The sequence below is a fragment of the Corynebacterium sp. KPL4072 genome (genome assembly GCF_037908395.1).
GTDB lineage: Bacteria > Actinomycetota > Actinomycetes > Mycobacteriales > Mycobacteriaceae > Corynebacterium > Corynebacterium kefirresidentii.
The window spans coordinates 94678-112640 of the sequence record NZ_JBBMGE010000010.1; the positions used below are offsets into that span (position 1 = coordinate 94678).

At 63.5% G+C, this 17963-nt stretch carries 14 protein-coding genes; 8 read left to right on the forward strand and 6 right to left on the reverse strand.

Translation table 11 applies throughout. The features are described from left to right. Positions 1-62: 62 nt before the first annotated feature. Positions 63-1094 carry an aspartate-semialdehyde dehydrogenase gene (locus WMP97_RS10670; RefSeq protein WP_200288365.1) on the reverse strand — a complete coding sequence of 344 codons (1032 nt, stop codon included), beginning with the start codon at positions 1092-1094 and terminating at the stop codon, positions 63-65. Between the two features lie 32 nt (positions 1095-1126). Then, complete coding sequence (locus WMP97_RS10675) at positions 1127-2392, reverse strand: aspartate kinase (RefSeq protein ID WP_200288366.1); 1266 nt, start codon at positions 2390-2392, stop codon at positions 1127-1129. Positions 2393-2616: 224 nt separating this feature from the next. Here WMP97_RS10675 and WMP97_RS10680 point away from each other — a divergent pair, with 224 nt between their 5' ends. Continuing rightward, on the forward strand, positions 2617-3495 hold the full coding sequence (locus WMP97_RS10680) for a DMT family transporter (RefSeq protein ID WP_200288367.1): 879 nt from the start codon (positions 2617-2619) through the stop codon (positions 3493-3495). Here WMP97_RS10680 and WMP97_RS10685 read toward each other — a convergent pair. Beyond that, a complete protein-coding gene (locus tag WMP97_RS10685) occupies positions 3492-4619 on the reverse strand; it encodes a mannosyltransferase family protein (RefSeq protein WP_239204849.1) in 1128 nt (375 codons plus the stop codon). The two genes, WMP97_RS10680 and WMP97_RS10685, sit on opposite strands and share 4 nt — an antisense overlap. A 219-nt stretch (positions 4620-4838) precedes the next feature. Here WMP97_RS10685 and leuA point away from each other — a divergent pair, with 219 nt between their 5' ends. The 7 genes from leuA (at position 4839) to WMP97_RS10720 (ending at position 14481) form a co-directional block, all read left to right on the forward strand. Beyond that, the gene (gene leuA / locus WMP97_RS10690; RefSeq protein ID WP_340440478.1) at positions 4839-6656 is read left to right on the forward strand and encodes a 2-isopropylmalate synthase; all 1818 of its coding nucleotides are present in this window, start codon (positions 4839-4841) and stop codon (positions 6654-6656) included. 44 nt (positions 6657-6700) lie between these two features. After that, entirely contained in the window at positions 6701-7477 is a 777-nt protein-coding gene (locus WMP97_RS10695; RefSeq protein ID WP_248099253.1) for a hypothetical protein, read from the forward strand. 108 nt (positions 7478-7585) lie between these two features. Next, positions 7586-9748, forward strand: a complete 2163-nt coding sequence (locus tag WMP97_RS10700; protein WP_340440479.1) for a hypothetical protein — start codon at positions 7586-7588, stop codon at positions 9746-9748. Positions 9749-9799: 51 nt separating this feature from the next. Further along, a complete protein-coding gene (locus WMP97_RS10705) occupies positions 9800-11200 on the forward strand; it encodes a DNA polymerase III subunit epsilon (protein ID WP_340440480.1) in 1401 nt (466 codons plus the stop codon). 27 nt (positions 11201-11227) lie between these two features. Further along, positions 11228-12505: a Mur ligase family protein gene (locus WMP97_RS10710; RefSeq protein WP_340440481.1), complete on the forward strand. Its 1278-nt coding sequence runs from the start codon at positions 11228-11230 to the stop codon at positions 12503-12505. Then, positions 12498-13271: a type 1 glutamine amidotransferase gene (locus WMP97_RS10715; protein ID WP_239204861.1), complete on the forward strand. Its 774-nt coding sequence runs from the start codon at positions 12498-12500 to the stop codon at positions 13269-13271. The genes WMP97_RS10710 and WMP97_RS10715 overlap by 8 nt, the downstream gene beginning before the upstream one ends. A 109-nt stretch (positions 13272-13380) precedes the next feature. Then, positions 13381-14481: an HNH endonuclease signature motif containing protein gene (locus WMP97_RS10720; protein ID WP_340440482.1), complete on the forward strand. Its 1101-nt coding sequence runs from the start codon at positions 13381-13383 to the stop codon at positions 14479-14481. Between the two features lie 48 nt (positions 14482-14529). Here the strand turns inward: WMP97_RS10720 and recR are convergent, their stop codons facing one another. The 3 genes from recR to WMP97_RS10735 form a co-directional block, all read right to left on the reverse strand. Beyond that, entirely contained in the window at positions 14530-15186 is a 657-nt protein-coding gene (recR, locus tag WMP97_RS10725) for a recombination mediator RecR (protein ID WP_023020387.1), read from the reverse strand. Positions 15187-15257: 71 nt separating this feature from the next. Then, positions 15258-15626: a YbaB/EbfC family nucleoid-associated protein gene (locus WMP97_RS10730; RefSeq protein WP_023020386.1), complete on the reverse strand. Its 369-nt coding sequence runs from the start codon at positions 15624-15626 to the stop codon at positions 15258-15260. Between the two features lie 62 nt (positions 15627-15688). Further along, positions 15689-17950 carry a DNA polymerase III subunit gamma and tau gene (locus WMP97_RS10735; protein WP_340440483.1) on the reverse strand — a complete coding sequence of 754 codons (2262 nt, stop codon included), beginning with the start codon at positions 17948-17950 and terminating at the stop codon, positions 15689-15691. Positions 17951-17963: the final 13 nt, after the last annotated feature.

The following is a 17963-nucleotide window of genomic DNA, read 5'->3' on the forward strand; positions in this document are numbered from 1 at the left end:
TCCCGTAACGAGGAAGGAGGGCGCCGAGCTTTTTGTGTAACCTGCGACGAAGCGGAACCTGCTTAAACGAGTAGCTCCGCGATCTGGATGGTGTTGAGCGCGGCCCCCTTGCGCAGATTATCGCCGGCGACAACGAGCACGAGGCCCTTGTTATCGTCCACCGTCTGGTCCTGACGGATGCGGCCTACCAAGGATTCGTCGATGCCGGTGGCAGCGAGCGGGGTGGGGACGTCGGCAAGCTTAACGCCCGGGGCACCGCTCAAAAGCTCGGTGGCCTGCTCGGAGGTGATTGCCTTGTCGAACTCGGCGTGGATGGTCAGGGTGTGGCCGGTAAAGACCGGGATGCGCACGCAGGTACCTGCAACCTTCAGCTCCGGAATGTCTAGGATCTTGCGGGATTCGTTGCGCAGCTTTTGCTCCTCATCGGTCTCTAGGGAGCCATCATCCACGAGGTTGCCGGCCATCGGCAGCGCGTTATAGGCAATGGGCGCCACATAAGGGCCAAAGTCCTCGTCATTGAGTGCAGAGCCATCGTGGACCAAACCCACATTGTGCTCACCAACCGAATAGACCTGCGCGGCCAGCGCCTGCACGCCGGCCAGGCCGGAGCCGGAGACCGCCTGGTAAGAGGACACATGCAACTTGTTCAGGCCCGCGGCATCGTGCAAGACCTTCAGCACCGGCATAGCGGCCATGGTGGTGCAGTTTGGGTTCGCGATGATGCCCTTAGGGGTGTTCTTGGCTGCCTCGGGGTTGACCTCGGAGACGATGAGGGGAACCTCTGGATCCTTGCGGTAGGCCGAAGAGTTATCCACCACGGTCGCACCGGCCGCGGCAAACACTGGAGCCCATTGCTTGGAGGTAGAACCACCGGCAGAGAACAAGGCGATATCAACGTCGGCGACGGATTGCTCGGTAACCTCGGCGAGGTCCTCGACGGTAATCTGCTCGCCGCGGAATTCCAGCTCGGTGCCGGCGGAGCGGGAAGAGGCGAAAAAGCGCACCTTATCGGCCGGGAAATTGCGTTCTTCCAAGATGGAGCGCATAACGCGGCCGACCTGGCCGGTAGCGCCTACTACTGCAACAGTGGTCATGACTATAAATCCTCTGTAGTTGCTGTGGGTGTTTAACGTCCGGTTCCAGCATAAACCGTGGCTTCTTCTTCGCCACCAAGCTGGAATTTCTCGTGCAGTGCACGGGCGGCCTTTTCCAGGTCAGCCTCGCGGGTGAGCACGGAGATGCGGATTTCAGAAGTGGAGATGAGCTCCATATTGACGTTGACGTCGCGCAGGGCCTCGGTGAACTCTGCGGTAACGCCCGGGTGGGATTTCATGCCGGCGCCGACGAGGGAGACTTTCCCCACTTGGTCGTCATACAGCACATTGGCCCAGCCTCCTTCAGATTTCAGCTTGCTCAGCAGCTCCATGGCACGCGGGCCGTCGGCACGCGGGCAGGTAAAGGTGATATCGGTGGTGCCGTCCTCCAGGGAGGAGACATTTTGCAAGACCATATCGATATTGATCTCTGCATCGGCAATGACGCGAAAGACCTTCGCAGCCTCCCCCGGGCGATCCGGGATGCCCAGGACGGTGACCTTTGCCTCGGACTTATCGGTTGCTACACCAGTTAGTACTGCTTCTTCCACGGGGATATCCTCCATCGATCCGGTAACTAGGGTGCCGGGGTCATTTGAATAAGACGAGCGAACTCGCAAGGGTACATTGAATGCGCGGGCGTACTCCACGCTGCGCAGGACCAAAATCTTGGAACCTACCGCGGCCATCTCCAACATCTCCTCAAAGGAGAGCTTGTCTAGCTTCTGCGCGTCTGGGACGATGCGCGGGTCTGCGGTGTAGACGCCATCAACATCGGAGTAAATCTCACACACGTCCGCGTTTAGCGCGGCAGCAAGTGCCACCGCGGTGGTGTCGGAGCCACCGCGACCCAAGGTGGTGACATCGCGCGATTCCTTATTAACGCCCTGGAAGCCGGCGACGATACAAATCTTGCCTTCGTCCAAAGCCTCGGTCAGGCGGCCCGGGGTGACGTCCACGATGCGGGCATTGCCGTGGCGCTCGGTGGTGAGCACTCCGGCTTGGGAGCCGGTAAAGGACTGGGCGTGGGCACCAAGCGATTCCACTGCCATGGCCACCAGAGCATTAGAGATTCGCTCGCCGGCGGTGAGCAACATATCCATCTCTCGCTGCGGCGGGACAGGATTGACCTGGGCGGCAAGGTCGAGCAGCTCATCGGTGGTATCGCCCATGGCGGAACACACCACGACAACGTCGTTGCCCTGCTTCTTGGTGGCCACGATGCGCTCCGCAACGGCGCGGATGCGGTCTGCGGATTCGAGGGATGAGCCGCCATACTTTTGCACGATCAGGGCCACGGTAAGGATGCCGCCTTTCGTCGTTCAAGGCATCCCTGGCGTGTGTGTACACGCCCGGAAATACCTGTCGTTCATTAGTCAAAGACCCATGCTACCCCGCAGGGTCTTTGCCCTCATCATAATTCCTAGACAATGCTTAATTTTTATTCACACGCCCCCAATGTTAAGCGCACCACACGCTCGCTTCCTCAGCGCAGAAAAACGCGCGCCATGCAGGGAAGAATATGCATATAGCAGGATTTTTTACTACCGTTGAGCGGGTGTTAAGCAACCTCCTCGCCATCTTTTTCGCGCTCGCATCCGCGCTGACGGTTGCTTGGGGCACGGTCATCCGCCACCGCATTGCCCTCGACGCCGATGATTCGGTCATGCGCGCCGCCATGTCCAACCCCTTGTGGTGGGTGGGCACCGCGGCCGCCATTGGCGCCTATGGCCTGCAGGTCATCGCCCTCGGTTTTGGTACCTTGCTGGTGGTCCAGCCCATCTTGGTGCTGTCCTTAATGTTTACCCTGCCGCTTTCGGCGTGGTATTCCGGCCGCAAAATGCCTTTCCACGAGGTCTTTTGGTCTATTGCATTGACCATCGCGGTGGGCATCATGGTCGTCTACGGCCGTCCGGTCGCAGGAAACCCCCGCCCGGAATGGAGCGATTGGTGGCCGGCGCTCCTTGTAGGGTTGGTCACCCTCGCCCTACTTGCTGCGGTAGCCACGAAGCTACCGGATAACCGTCCCTTAGCGTTGGGCACGGCCTGCGGCGTCATCTACGGCTTCGTCGCCCTGCTATCAAAGGCCGTGGTGGACATTTTCACCCACGAAGGCCTTGCCACGCTACTGGCAAGCTGGCAGTTCTACGGCCTCATCGGTCTCGCGCTCACCGGCACCGTAGTGCAGCAATATTCCTTTAATGCCGGCCCCCTAGCCCATTCCCTGCCGGCCATGACCATCTTTGAACCCATCGTGGCCTTCGGCTTGGGCTACATGGTGCTGGGAGAGAAATTCCTCATCGATACGGCCGTCGGTTGGGCAATTATGCTCATCGCCCTTACCGTTATGGTGCTCTCCACCATCGTGCTCTCCCGCAGCCCGGTAAGCCAGCGCGGCTAAATGGCCCACTCAAATACGCCGAGCATATAGGCCGAAAACCACGCCCCGAACAGGGCCCAGGCGCCAACCGCCACGCTTGCCGACGTCCCCTTTTTCACCCACGGCAACAACACAATCACCGCCGGCAGGAGCAGCCGGGGCCGCGAGTGCATAATGCCATCAGAAAGCAGCACGTTCGCCATCAGCACCGCAGAGAATAGCCAGGCCGCTAACGGCAGGCGGCGCCATGCCAACACAAGGAAAACCGGGGCAGCGATCATCACGCCGGCGCTGAGCAGATATCCACCGTTAGTAGCCCCGCTAAGCGTCTCCCAAAGCCAGATAACCGTGGCTTTGCCGCCATCAAAGCTGGAGTTCCAATGTTCTTTCTGGATCCCAAAATAACCGCCAACTTCTTTGAGATGGCTGCTCGACCACCACAAATACCCCACCAGCGGCACGACCGAAAACACCACCGCGGCCCAGGCCCGCCAGTTCTTTCGCGCCCGCAGCAGCACCATGAATGCAAAGACCGCAACGAGATCCACCGCGGTAAGACGCACGAGTCCGGCTACAAAAATTAGTGCCGCGGCAGCCCACCATCGCTCATCTACGAGCGCCACCACCGCCCATATGGCCAGGGCCCCAAAAAGTGCCTCGGTATACGGCATGGAAAACACGATGGACATCGGCGCACAGGTCACCATCACAGCACTGAGCACCTGGGCCCACTTCCCCATGCCCATGCGCGCAGCCAAGGCCATCACACCGGCAGCCAGCGCGATGCTAAAGAGCACATTGAGCGCAATGGCCGTGCCCGCTTCGTCGGTACCAAAGATGCTGCTTAACCCACGCACGAGGAAGGGGAATCCCGGGAAGAAGGCCATGGTCGTCTCATGGACCGGCCCATCCGTAGAAATATCCGCACCAAAGTACCCGCCGCGGGCGATTTCTACGTAGTGCTTAGCGTCCCACTTATTGAGCAGCCCCCACAGCTTATCGTCCTGCGCGGCGGCCACCGCTGCGAGTACGCCTACGCGCAATGCGGCTCCAATGAGTGCAACGAGTGCGGCAGGCGCCCACAAGGAACGCAATATGGATGATGTTTGGGGCTTGGCATGGCGGGGATTAGACACGAAAGGCATGGTACCCCACCACCACCGCGTCTCATTGAATGAAATCTCTTGCCGCACAGTGAGAAAGCCTGTAGTGTGACCGATATGACACAGCGGAATGACCTACTCCTTATCTGCCGCGGCGGGATTTCGGCCTAAGCACTGGCCAGCGCCCCGTCGCGGAGTCCGGCTACCCAAGCCCAGCTGGCCGTCTTTCCCCATAGACACCAGAAAAGGAAACCGCACCCCATGTCCCCCACCGACTCTTTTATCAGCGCCCCGCGCGACATCACCACCCCCACCGGCCCACGCCGCGAAGGACAACCCGCGTGGAATAAGCAGCGCGGCTCCGCCATGCCCCACGAGCGCTATCAACCCTTCGCCGTCGAGGTAGAAAACATCGACCTGCCGGACCGCACATGGCCTAGTCAGAAAATCACCCACGCTCCCCAGTGGTGCGCGGTGGATCTGCGCGATGGTAACCAAGCGCTGATTGATCCCATGAGCCCAGAGCGCAAGCACCGCATGTTCGACCTGCTGGTCAAGATGGGCTACAAAGAAATCGAGGTGGGCTTCCCCTCTGCCTCCCAAACCGATTTCAACTTTGTCCGCGAAATCATCGAGGGCAATAAAATTCCCGATGACGTCACCATTCAGGTCCTGGTACAGGCCCGCGATCACCTGATCCGCCGCACCTTTGAAGCTTGCGAGGGCGCCAAGAACGTCATCGTGCACTTTTATAACTCCACCTCGAAGCTGCAGCGCCGCGTAGTCTTCCGCAAAGACAAACCTGCCATTAAGAAGCTGGCCACCGATGCTGCCACACTCATTAAGTCCATCGCCGCCGACTACCCAGATACCACTTGGCGCTGGGAATACTCCCCCGAATCCTTCACCGGTACCGAGCTGGACTTCGCCCGCGAGGTCTGCGATGAGGTGGTAGACATCATGGATCCGTCCCCAGAGAATCCAATGATCATCAACCTGCCATCCACCGTGGAGATGATTTCGCCCAATATCTACGCCGATTCCATCGAATGGATGCACCGCAATCTTGCCCGCCGCGAGGACGTCGTGCTCTCACTGCACCCGCATAATGACCGCGGCGAGGGAATCGCCGCCGCCGAACTTGGCTTTATGGCGGGCGCGGACCGCATCGAAGGCTGCCTTTTTGGCAACGGCGAGCGCACCGGCAACGTAGATCTCGTCACTTTGGGCCTGAATATGCTCACCCAGGGTGTGGACCCGCAGATTGATTTTTCCGATCTGCCGCAGATTCGCGAAACCGTTGAATACTGCAACCAGCTGCGCGTGCCGGAGCGCCACCCCTATGGCGGCGAATTGGTCTTTACTGCGTTCTCCGGTTCCCACCAGGACGCAATTAATAAGGGCTTGGACGCGCTGGCAGCCACCATCCGCCCCGGCGCGAATAATACCGAGGTCTCGTGGGAAGAAATGCGCGAGGCCATCTGGGAGGTTCCTTACCTGCCCATCGATCCAAAGGACGTGGGCCGCGACTACCAGGCGGTCATCCGCGTCAACTCCCAGTCTGGCAAGGGCGGCGTTGCCTACATCATGAAGACCGATCACGGCATCAATATGCCTCGCGCCATGCAAGCGGAATTTTCCAGCGTGGTCCAGGAAATCACCGACTCCGAAGGCGGCGAGGTCAATTTTAAAAACATGTGGGATATCTTTGCCACCGAGTTCCTGGACCGCGAGGATCCGCTGACCCTGGAGTCTTTCCATATGGACAATGCCCCAACAGAAGATGGGGATGCATCGGTGACCGCCACCGTGGCTTTCCACGGGGAAAAGTCCACCGTCTCAGGCAGCGGTAACGGACCCATTGCGGCTTATGCCAACGCCCTGGAATCCCTGGGCATCGACTTCGAGGTCATGGAATACTCCCAGCAGTCCCGTTCCGCCGGCGACGACGCCGAGGCCGCCTGTTATATCGCCGCCGACGTCAACCAGAACAAGGTCTGGGGAGCGGGCATCGCCGGGTCCACCACGCGGGCTTCCATCAACGCGATTAACTCCGCCGTCAACCGCGCCCTGGCCTAGGCCTGCTCGCCGGCGCCGCGGCCCGGCGTGGTAGAAGGGTGGGTATGCCTTCTTCTACCTACCTCATACCGCACCGTGGCTTGGGCGCCGTGCAGGCCCTGCCCATCTACGATGCGCAGACGAAGGAAAACCGAGAGTTCACCGTCACCTTGGCACCCCGCCCAGACGGCGGGTTGGAGGTGCGTACCGACTCCACCATCGGGCACATCACCAGCGCCGACCGCGCGGAGTATCCCGAAATAGATCTACTATTTCGCGCCGGGCTGACCCCTGCAGCCACCGCCGCGCCGCAGCCCGATGGCTCTCTGTCGCTACTGCTGCCCCGGCCGGGCCTTTGCCTGCCGGCGAATAATCCGCCAGCGGGCCCGTGGACAATGCTGGGCTATGCCCCACCCATCGACATCGCCGATCTTCCCGCGGATCTGGACATTCCCGCCCACGCCCGCATGCACGTATTGGTTACGCTCTCGCCCAGCAGCACCGGTTCCGGCACCGATGCTTATATGGGCCCGCAGTTTGTGGGGCGGTTGGAAGGGGTGGACGTCGCCAAGCAGGGCATAACCCTGGCCCATGCCTATCATGCGCCGCGCAACACCGGCCGCGTGCTCAGCATCTACGCGGGGGCGCCGCTGCCGGATTCGAAGGAAGCCTCGCTTGCCGACGCCGCCCCTACCTCCCCCGCCGCCACGGAAACCTTCGAAACTACGAGCTTCCGCGCCATAAGCACCGATGACCCCGCACCCCGCCGCCGGTGGTGGCCCGCCGTCATGGCCCTACTGGTGATTGCAGCGCTCATCGCCGTGCTCATTTTTATTCTGTAAAACTTTCGGGCAGGGTAACACCCTTGTTCACCAGCCGGGGAAATTGGAAATGGCCCACGGCAGTGCCTAAAATACAGTGTTACTATTACCCCCTATCGAAAGGCCCCAATGACTTCGCTGGATTCCGCCACCTACGTGGTCCCTGACCACGGTTTTGGCGTGATCCATAATCTGCCCATCGAGGATGTTTCGCCAGAAGTTTTCAGCGAACTGCTCGAGTCCACCGCCGCAGAAGGCGGTTACCTCTCTGCGGAGCTCGGCCCCCGCACCGCCCAGGACGGCTTCGCGGTGTGGATCGGCGATTCTCTCCTTGGCCGTCTCAGCGCCGCCGATTCCCAGGCCTACGCACTCTTTGACTGGGTTCTCAGCGCCGGCCTACGCCCACGCGCCACCGCCCACGTGAGCATGACAGATGCCTCCGGCGAAGAGTGGCCCACGCTCAACCTGCTCCTGCCGGCACCGCACCTGTGCATCCCCGCCAATAACCCGCCGGCGCAGCGCTGGACCATGCTGCCGGGCGAGGCTGCCGCCACATTGACGGAGTTTTCCAAAGACGTCACTGGCTTTCCGCACACCGACGAGCACTACCTCGTCTCCTTGCGCACCCGTGGTTTCCTGCGGCGAAATACCGTTGATGTCTATGTCAATAGCATCTTCTTAGGCTCCCTCCCGCGCGATGCCGCCCGCGAGATTGCCCCCGCCGTGCTCGACTGCACCAAATCCGGCCGCCTCGCCATTGCCCACGGCTACTTCCACTACGACGCCGATGACCGCCCCGCGCTGACCATCTACGCGCACAACGCTGCCAATAGGCACCACGCCGGCCTAGTTCTGGGCGTTGTCGCCGGTGGCGCCGCCGTCATGTCCGCGGCCACCGCAGCCCGCGCACAGGCCGCAACCAGCGTTCCCAGCGGCCCCACTGCCGGAATCTCTGCCGCTGGCACCTCCTCCACAAGTGGTTTTGCCATCACCTCTGCCGCCAATGCCGCCGGCGTTTCTGGGGCCGTGACCTCGAATCTGCTGGCCGCAGCCGGTGTCGCCGTGCTAGTTGGTGGCGGCACCACCGTGGCTACCCACATGCTTAGTGAGGACGAAGCTCTTTCGGACACCCACTCGCATTCCACCGACGATTCTTCCCATTTCGATGGCATTGGTCCCAAGCGCCCCGCGCACCCCGCCACGCCCCGCATCCACGATGCTGGTCCCACCAGCGGTGTCGCCGCGCCATCCCGCGCGGATTCCCCGACCCAGCACCCGCTTGCCGACGCCCCCTCTGAGACACCACCGCAGCACCGCCACGCCCCCGCGCCCCAACCGTCTAAGCAGGCGCGGCCGACGCACACCCCTCAGACTGACCGTGCCACGACCCCTGCCGCCGGCCACCACGGCAAGCACCGTGGTGAGGACCATGGCGAGCACCACCGCCAGGATTCCCAGGCAATTTCCCGCGCCGCCTCCGCCGCAGCCGCTGCCGCCGCCGCTGCGGCTAATAACGTCGAATCGACCCCGGCTTCGACTCCGGCCGCGGCGCCATCTTCCAGCTCTGAGCCGGCGCCGCAGCTAGCGGCGAAGGAGCCGACTGCAACCTCCACGTCTTCGTCATCGGCCGAGCCTTCCCAGACAACGCAGACCACGGAGCCCGCGCAGACCACGGCATCTACGGATTCTGCAACTTCGACGTCACCATCGAAGGCCACGACGTCGACGGAGGCTACCGCACCTGCCGAGCCGTCCGACCTACCTACTTCAAATACGCCTACTTCGGAAAAGACTTCGGCTGAAACGACCACAACTGAAGACGGCGCCACCACCTCGACGGATAAGCAGACGCCACTGCCCGCACCAGAGTCCTCAGAGCCAACGCCTGCGGAGCCGACTGCGCCTACAACGACATCTTCGTTATTGACCTCGGAGCCCCAGGCTGAGCCGGCACCGGATACCACCGTGCCAAGCACCACTATCCCAGGTTCCGAACTCGAGCCAACGCCAGAGCCGGAAACTACTGTCCCAACGACGACGATCCCTGGCTCGGAAATCGTGCCCACCCCGGAGCCAGAACCAGAGGTCGAACCGGAACTGCCCACGGGAGACCGCGGCGCGCCGGACGGCTCGGATGAGCCCCTCGTACCGCTCGAACCAGAAGAACCGACAGAGCCGGAAGAGCCGAAAGAGCCGGCTGAACCGCAGCAGCCAGAGACACCGGGGCACCCTGAAGAACCTGAGGAACAAACAACCCCGCCGAAGGTCATTGTCGTCGTTGTAGAAGATTAAGCGGCGCGCCCTGTCCCCCTGCACGAAATGCGGGATACTACACTGAGTTTAATGAACAACACACCTGGCCCCTCCCCGCAGCACCCGTCGGCGTCGGCCCCAGCGCCGTCGCCCGCGACGGTAGCTTCGCGCCACGCGGCCAGGTCCACAGCGCCCAAACCAGGCATGGAACAGCGCCGCACTAAGCCCCGCCGTGCGGTCCGTGCCTCCGGAGAGCCAGACGCCCCGAAACCCAAGCCGAAACCGAAACCGCACCCACCGGCTCAGCAACAGCCGCAGCAGGCCGACTCGTCCAATGAGGCAGCGGACTTTCCCTATGTGGCGCTGACCATCCAGACCACCGGCATCCATCCCAGCACCGGGCGCATCGTTACTATCGACGCCATTGCGTTCAACGAAGCCGGCGAGCAGGGCCAGCAATTCCACGCCGTCCTCAAGCCCGATATCGATGCCGGGCCGCGCCACCTCCACGGGCTGAGCACCACCGATATTGAGCAGGCGCCAGCTTTTGGCAAGATCCTCAAATCGCTGGACAAGCTTATTGACGGCCGCACACTCATCGTCCACGACCTCCCCTATACCTGGGGTTTTCTCGTCGCCGAGGCCCGCCGTGCCATGATGGCCGCCGCCCGCCAAAATCGCGCGCGCAACCGCGGCCGCAACAAGGGCCGCCGGCGCCGCCAGAAGGTCGGACACGTCCCCACCCCCGTCCGCATCATCGATACTTTGGGCACCTCCTATGCGCAGCAGGTGCGGTCGAATGATGTGCGCTTAGGGGGTGTCGCTAAGCAGAGCGGCTTGGACGCTTCGCCACAGGCCTCGGTGGAGCGCGCCAAGCGGCCCGAACCCGAGACTTCGCGCGAACAAACCGAACTGCTCATCGCGCTCTACCGCAAGCAACGAGGTGGCACGGTGCGCAGCTATGCGCCCGAGGACGTGCGCGCCGACCGCTTCGGCCTGCAACGCTCCCACGTGCGAGTCGACGCTGCCGAAGCCCCCGTCCAACACCACAACCCCGGCAAATACGAGCCGGGCAAGGAACTGCGCCGCGGCATGGAAATCGTGGTCGCTCCGGAAATCCTCGAGGACCCGGACGCCATCATCGCCGCGCTCATGCGTGAGGAGCTCAATTATTCCGAAAAGCTCACCCGCGAATCCTCGCTGGTCGTGTGCAACGTGACCACTGACTTGGTGGGAAAACCCATGCACGCCCACCGCAAGGGCATTCCGCTGATGTCCGATACCGCGTTTCTTGACGCCCTCACCCGCATCGAAGACGCCGTGCCGGAACCCGAATCCGGCAAACCCACGCCCCGGCCCCAACGCTCTTCCCACAACAACAAAAAAGGCGGCGCTAAGAACCAAAAGCGCCGCCGTCGCCGGGGCGGCCGCGGTGGTCGCGGCAGGGGCCGACGAAATTCTGGCGGCTCGGCGGGGAAAAAGAACGACTAAGCCGCCCGCGCGACTACCCTAGGGGACATGAGTTTTAGAGTCCCGGGTGCGCTGAGGAAGTTGCGCACCACCACCGCCACTACCGCCGCGAAGCTGGCCACCACCGCTTCCCGCGCCACCGGCCGTGGCGCCGGCGGAATGATCGGTGGTCTAATCGCCAATGCCATTGACCCTTCCATCATGACCAACCTGGGCGGTGGGCGCCCGGCCGTGCTAGTGACCGGCACCAACGGCAAGTCCACCACCACCCGCATGCTAGCCGCCGCAGTCCGCGCCGAGCACACCGTAGCCACCAACGACGGCGGTGACAACATGGATGCCGGCATCATCTCCGCACTCATGGCCGGCAAGGACGCCTCCCACCTGGTACTCGAGGTGGACGAGCTCCACGTGCCCCACGTAGCCGATAACCTGAACCCGCAGGCGCTAGTTCTGCTCAACCTCACCCGCGACCAGCTCGACCGCGTGGGCGAGATTAATAAGATCGAGCGGGCTCTGCGCGGCGCTGTGGAAGCCCACCCGGACATGCTCGTCATCGCCAACTGCGATGACGTTCTGATGACCTCCGTGGCCTATGACGCCAAGAATGTCATCTGGGTTTCGGCCGGCGCCGGCTGGCTCGGCGATTCCGTTACCTGCCCGCGCACCGGCGGGCACGTCGTGCGCACCGAGGATGACTGGTACGCCGTCAAGCCGCTTGCCGACGGCCGCGAATTCCGCCGGCCGCAGCCAACGTGGGGCGTCGATAAGCATGGCATTATCACCCCCACCGCTAAACGCCCCCTGAACCTGGCGCTGCCTGGCCGTGCTAACCGGGGCAACGCGGCCCAAGCCATCGCTGCCGCCGTCGCAGGCTTCGGCGTGGACCTCGACAAAGCCATTGCGGCCGCCGAAAGCATCGATGATGTGGCCGGTCGCTACTCCACCATTCACTGGCGCGGCCGCGAGATTCGCTTGCTGCTGGCCAAGAACCCGGCCGGCTGGCAAGAAGCGCTGTCCATGGTGGACCGCAGCGCCGATGGCTTGATCATCGCCACCAACGGCCAGGTGGCCGATGGCATTGACATGTCCTGGCTGTGGGACGTGAAATTCGAAGGCTTCAATGGCCTCAGCGTGAAGGCCGCCGGCGAGCGCGGCACCGACCTGGCGGTGCGCGTGGTCTACGCCGATATCTCCCACGAGCTCATCCCGGATCCGCTCGATGCGCTCGCCGCCTGCCCGGAGGGGCGCATCGAGGTCCTCGCCAACTACACCGCCTTCCGCGATTTGAAGAAGGCGCTTTCCAAGGAGGCCACCAATGCTTAATATCGGCCTAGTGCTTCCCGACGTCCTCGGTACCTACGGTGACGACGGCAACGCCCTCGTCCTGCGCCAGCGCGCCCGCATGCGCGGCCTACAGGCGGAAATTCACCCGATCCGCTTGGGTGAGCCCGTGCCTGAGACACTGGATATCTACACCCTCGGCGGCGGCGAAGATACCGCGCAGATCCTAGCCGCGGACCACCTGATTTCCGATGGCGGCCTGAGCCGCGCCGCCAACGCCGGCCGCCCGGTCTTTGCCATTTGTGCTGGCTTGCAGGTCCTGGGCGAGTCCTTCCGCGCCTCCGGCCGCATCATCGACGGCGTCGGCCTGCTCGATGCCACCACGGCCGGCATGCAGGACCGTGCCATCGGCGAGGTGGCTTCCAAACCCACCCACGCTGGAGTTACCGCGGACCTCACCGAGCCGCTGACCGGTTTTGAAAACCACCTGGGCGCCACCATCCTTGGCCCCTCCGCGCAGCCCCTCGGCACGCTCACGCGTGGCAATGGCAATGCAGACCAGGCCGCCACCGCCGACCTTGCCGATGGCTCCACCCAGCGCACCTACGAAGGCGCCGTCCAAGGCAGCGTCATCGCCACCTATATGCACGGCCCGGCACTGGCCCGAAACCCGCAGCTGGCCGATCTCCTCCTCGCCCAAGCGATGGGCGTGGCCCTCGCGGATCTTGAACCGCTTGAGATCCCGGCCGTTGACCGCCTGCGTGTCGAACGTTTCAACGCCTCCGAGCCCCCGCGCTCCCAAAGATAGGCCCATAACTGTGGATAACTGCGCCCGACGGCCCTGAAATCCCGAGTTATCCACAGGCCCGGCCGCTGCCCCTTGTAGCCGCGCATCCCACGCCAATAGGCTACGGGGCATGACGTTATTGGAGCAGCTGGGCGACATCGCTAAGCGCGGCGTGGATCTTCTCGAAGAGGTCCACGCCGCCTCCAGCCTGCCCCTGCCCGCGGACCAAGCGCGCACCCTGCGCCGGACCGCCGCGGCCTTTCTCTCGCCCACCAGCCATTCGCGCTACCAAGCCCGCGCACTGGCCGCCGCGCGCCGCAATCACCACTGCCTAGAGACCCTCGCGCTCATCGCCCGTCGCTCGCGCAGCATTAGCGACCCCACCAAGCGCTGGCAATTCCGCGAGCAGCTCTGCGCCACCGCCGGCACCACCGCGCACGTCTCGCGCGCGGCTACCCGTCTGCTGCGCGAATTCAACCCTCCGCCCGAGCGCGAAGACGGCGGACGCCGGATTATGCACGGGGAGAAAACCACCCTGAGTTTCACCGGCCCCGCCGCACAAATGGCCGATATCTGGGCCGCCGCTAAATCCGACCCGCTAGCCTGGCTTAACGGCTCCCGCGCCACCGCGCCCGCTACCGTGACCACCAATGTCATCATCGAGCTGCCGGATTATCTGAAAATCCTCGCTGGAAACGGCGAGGATATCCGCCTCGCTATGACCAACGGCGCCACTATCACCGGCGCCGAACTAGTCCGCCGCACCCTAGCCGGCGCGGGACTCTTCACGCTCATCCATCCCGAGCGCGGCCCGGTCAACCTCTACCGCACCCGGCAGGCCTCCGCCAAGCAACGCCGCATGCTCGAGGCCGAAGGCGCCCGCTGCGCCTGGCCCGCTTGCCGACGCCCTACCTCCGAATGCCAAGCCCACCACCTCATCGAATACTCCCGCGGCGGCCACACCCATCCTGAGAACATGACGCTATTGTGCCCGTATCACAACTCCATCAACGGGCTGCCGGGCCGCGGCCGGATGGCGCGTATTCGGGGCCGGATCGCCTGGCTCCCGCCCGCTAGCCAGGACAGGCATACACACATGGGGCACAGCAACGAACCCGACAACAGGCGCAGCGGGCGCAGCAGCAGATGCAGCACGACGACAAAGGAGGCGCACGGCCCGCCGGTATTCACCGGCCGAGCGCGAACCGGGCCTACGGCCGCCGTGCCCTAGCCGCTGTAGCTCCGCATTCGCCCAGTACTGGCCAGGGCGCTCAACGTGCTATATGGTCAGGCGGCCGGAAAGCGCGCGAGACAAGGTGAGCTCGTCCACAAACTCCAAATCGCCTCCGAGCGGCATGCCGGAGGCCAACCTGGTGATCTTCAAATCAGGGAAGTCGCGCAGCAAGCGCACCAGGTATGCGGCGGTCGCCTCGCCCTCCGTATTGGGGTCGGTGGCGAGGATGACTTCGTGGATGGTGGGGGTGGCGTCGTAAAGCGGGGTTTCGGGGGTGGAGTCTGCAAGCTCTCGGTCCGGCAACACGCCGCCTAGGCGCTGCAGCAGTGTGGAGATATTCAAATCACGCGGACCCACATTCGCCAGCGGGTCCAACGCGCCGCCCAAAACGTGATAGCGGCCCTCATACTCGCCGGTGCGCTCAATAACCTGGATATCCTTAGGCTCCTCGACCACGCAGATAGTAGAGGCGTCGCGCTGCGAGTTAATGCAGATGCGGCAGACATCCTCACGCGAAATATTGCAGCAAATGCGGCAGAAGGTCACGCCGTCGCGCACCGCGCCCAGCGCGTTTTGCAGCCGCTCGATGTCCTCGGGTTCCATGTGCAAAACGTGAAACGCGATGCGCTGCGCCGACTTCGGGCCGATTCCCGGCAGGCGCGAAAACTCGTCGATGAGGTCTTGCAGAGGTCCTTCAAACATCAATTACTCCCAAAATCGGCAAAAGCCGCCGCCCCACCCCGGGGCAACGGCCTTATATCGTATCGCGCGGGCTACTGGTTGCCGCCGAAGACATCCTCAAAAGACGGGCCGCCCTGGCCACCCATGCCTTGGGACAGCGGGCCAATCTTTTCCTGTGCCAGGCGTCCGGCCGCAGCGTGGGCCTCCTTGAACGCACCCATAACCAGGTCCTGCAGCGTATCGACGTCCTCTGGATCCACGATGGACTTATCAATCTGCAAGTCCACGAGCTCGGCGCCGCCAGTCATGGTCACCTTGACCAGGCCATTGCCTGCCTGGCCCTCGACGTTGGTAGCGAGGATTTCTTCCTGCGCCTTCTGCAAATCCGCCTGCACCTGCGCGGCCTGCGCGATGAGGTCGTTCATGTCATTTGCCTGCTGCATTGGGTCTTGGTCAGCCATGGTGTTTCCTTTCTAAATCAACTTTAAATTTCGCTACCGCCCGAGTGTACCGTGCTCGCCGCCTAGGCACGCCGCGCGCCTAGTTCCCGCTCCAGCAATTCCATAGCTACCTCGGTAGCGCTGCGATGATCCATTTCACCGGTGGACTGCGCGGCCTCCATCATGTCGCGTTCTTCGTCATCGCGGGTATAGGCCGGCGGTTCCTCGGGCGGTACCTCATCGGGCTCCGGCTCGGGTTCGGGCGGCAGCGGCACGCCGTTGCTGAACTGCGATTCATCGCGCTGCTTGGCGGCCTGCGTCGCCCGTGCGATGCGCGAGCGCCAGCCCGGCGTGTTTTCCTGCTTACTCTCCGCCTCCTGGTCGTCGGCAGGCTCGCGCGCGGGCTGATTCGGTGTCCACGCCTCCTTGCGCTGCGCCGGCCGTGGGGCATTGAAACCGGCGGTCTTCGGGTCAGTGCCTACCACGCAGGTCACGGCCACATCGCGCTGGAACTCCTCCTTGAGTACCTCCACGATAACGGCGTTATTGGCGGGCGCATTGATTCGCTCGGCAAGGGCACCGGTGGTGTGTCCCAGCGTTAGCGTGCCATCGCGGAAGCCAAGCACGCGGGCTTCGGCAAGCATAATTTCCGCTACCTTATTCCGCTTTCCGACGCTCCCCCTCAACGCCACCCATTTCTCCCTCACGGTTTCCGCAAAGTCGCCTTCCGGCTCTTGCGTTGCCTGCGGTTGCGCCGTTTCCGACACTCTTTCCGACGCCGTCTCCGCAGCGGGCTGGCCCCCAGATCGCGCCGTTGCTTCCTGGGCGGATTCCTCCGCGCGGGCCGGTACGGGTTTCTCCAATGGCTCGCGCTGCTCCTGCCGCTCCTGCTGGGCCGGCGCCGACTGCGGTATGCGCCGTTCGCGCTGCCACGGATCCTGGGACTCTTGCGGCTCCGACTGCGGCTGCTGTTGTTGCTGCGGGGTTTGCTGCTCGGCGGACGATTGCGCGGTCTTAGCCGGGGGCTGGGTTTGCGTTTGCGGCTGAGGGGCGGGCTCAGAGCCAGCGGAGTGCTGCTCCTGGGACTTGGCGCGACGGCGCGCGATAATGGCGGCCGCAGCGGACTGGGGGTCTTGGGCACCTGCGACAGCTGAGGTTGCCGCGGCGGCACCGCCCGGGGTCGCAGGGCCGGCAGGCACGGGCGCTCCGGGTGCGGCCGCGGGGACGGTGGCGCCGGTGGCCGCGGGGCCGGTGGACCCGATAAGCAGGTGCGCGCACATGATTTCCAGCAGCAAGCGCGGCGAGGTCGCACCGGTGAGATCGCTGATGCGGTCGTTGACCGTGGATGCCAAGTAGGTCAGCTGCGGGCCGGAAAAACGCTGCGCCTGGGCGGTAAGCACAGAAGCGCGGTCGGTGGGCGCGGAGACGAGGCCGGCCTCGATAGCGCCGGGCACGGCCTGCAGGATCATCAGATCGCGCAGGCGGTCGAGCAAATCGATAGCGAAGCGACGCGGGTCGTGGCCGGCCTCGATGACATGGTCCACCATCGCGAAGAGGCCGGGTTTGTCTTGGTTGGCGAGGGTGTCGATGGCGTCGTCAAGCAGCGAAACATCAGTGACACCCAAAAGCGGCCGGGCGAGGTCATAGGTCAGGCCATCGGGCCCGGCACCGGCCAGCAGCTGGTCCAGCAAGGACAACGTATCGCGCGGGGAACCACCGCCCGCCTCAATGACCATGGGGTATACGGCGTCCTCGACATGCACGCCCTCGGCCGCGACGGTGCGCTGCAGCAAGCCCTTCATGGCCGGCGGGGTCAGCAAGCGGAAGGGATAGTGGTGGGTACGCGAGCGAATGGTGCCGATAATTTTCTCCGGCTCCGTGGTCGCGAAGATGAAAATGACGTGCTCCGGCGGCTCCTCCACTACCTTGAGCAGCGCGTTAGCGCCGGAGGGCGAAATCATATGCGCCTCGTCGATGATGAAGATGCGGTAGCGCGATTCGGCCGGCGCGTAGTAGGCGCGATCGCGCAGCTCCCGCATGTCTTCCACGCCATTATGCGAGGCGGCGTCAAGCTCCGTCACGTCCAAGTTTCCGGGGCCGCCGGGGGCCAGGGAGACGCAGGAATCGCACTTGCCACACGGCGTCGAGGTCGGCCCGTGCTCGCAGTTGAGCGAACGGGCCATAATTCGCGCCGAGGAGGTCTTGCCGCAGCCGCGCGGGCCGGAAAAGAGATAGGCGTGGTTGATGCGCCCCGCATCGAGGGCGGCGGATAGCGGCGTGGTGACCTGCTCTTGGCCCACGACCTCCGCAAACGTTGCTGGACGGTATTTCCGGTATAAAGCCACGGTTAGCCAGTTT

What these genes read in the sequence shown, in the direction of transcription:
- WMP97_RS10710 (WP_340440481.1), top strand. Translation starts at nt 11,228, where the DNA reads ATGAGTTTTAGAGTCCCGGGTGCGCTGAGGAAGTTGCGCACCACCACC.
- WMP97_RS10700 (WP_340440479.1), top strand. Translation starts at nt 7,586, where the DNA reads ATGACTTCGCTGGATTCCGCCACCTACGTGGTCCCTGACCACGGTTTT.
- WMP97_RS10715 (WP_239204861.1), top strand. Translation starts at nt 12,498, where the DNA reads ATGCTTAATATCGGCCTAGTGCTTCCCGACGTCCTCGGTACCTACGGT.
- WMP97_RS10685 (WP_239204849.1), bottom strand. Translation starts at nt 4,619, where the DNA reads ATGCCTTTCGTGTCTAATCCCCGCCATGCCAAGCCCCAAACATCATCC.
- WMP97_RS10705 (WP_340440480.1), top strand. Translation starts at nt 9,800, where the DNA reads ATGAACAACACACCTGGCCCCTCCCCGCAGCACCCGTCGGCGTCGGCC.
- leuA (WP_340440478.1), top strand. Translation starts at nt 4,839, where the DNA reads ATGTCCCCCACCGACTCTTTTATCAGCGCCCCGCGCGACATCACCACC.
- WMP97_RS10680 (WP_200288367.1), top strand. Translation starts at nt 2,617, where the DNA reads ATGCATATAGCAGGATTTTTTACTACCGTTGAGCGGGTGTTAAGCAAC.
- WMP97_RS10720 (WP_340440482.1), top strand. Translation starts at nt 13,381, where the DNA reads ATGACGTTATTGGAGCAGCTGGGCGACATCGCTAAGCGCGGCGTGGAT.
- WMP97_RS10695 (WP_248099253.1), top strand. Translation starts at nt 6,701, where the DNA reads ATGCCTTCTTCTACCTACCTCATACCGCACCGTGGCTTGGGCGCCGTG.
- WMP97_RS10670 (WP_200288365.1), bottom strand. Translation starts at nt 1,094, where the DNA reads ATGACCACTGTTGCAGTAGTAGGCGCTACCGGCCAGGTCGGCCGCGTT.
- recR (WP_023020387.1), bottom strand. Translation starts at nt 15,186, where the DNA reads ATGTTTGAAGGACCTCTGCAAGACCTCATCGACGAGTTTTCGCGCCTG.
- WMP97_RS10730 (WP_023020386.1), bottom strand. Translation starts at nt 15,626, where the DNA reads ATGGCTGACCAAGACCCAATGCAGCAGGCAAATGACATGAACGACCTC.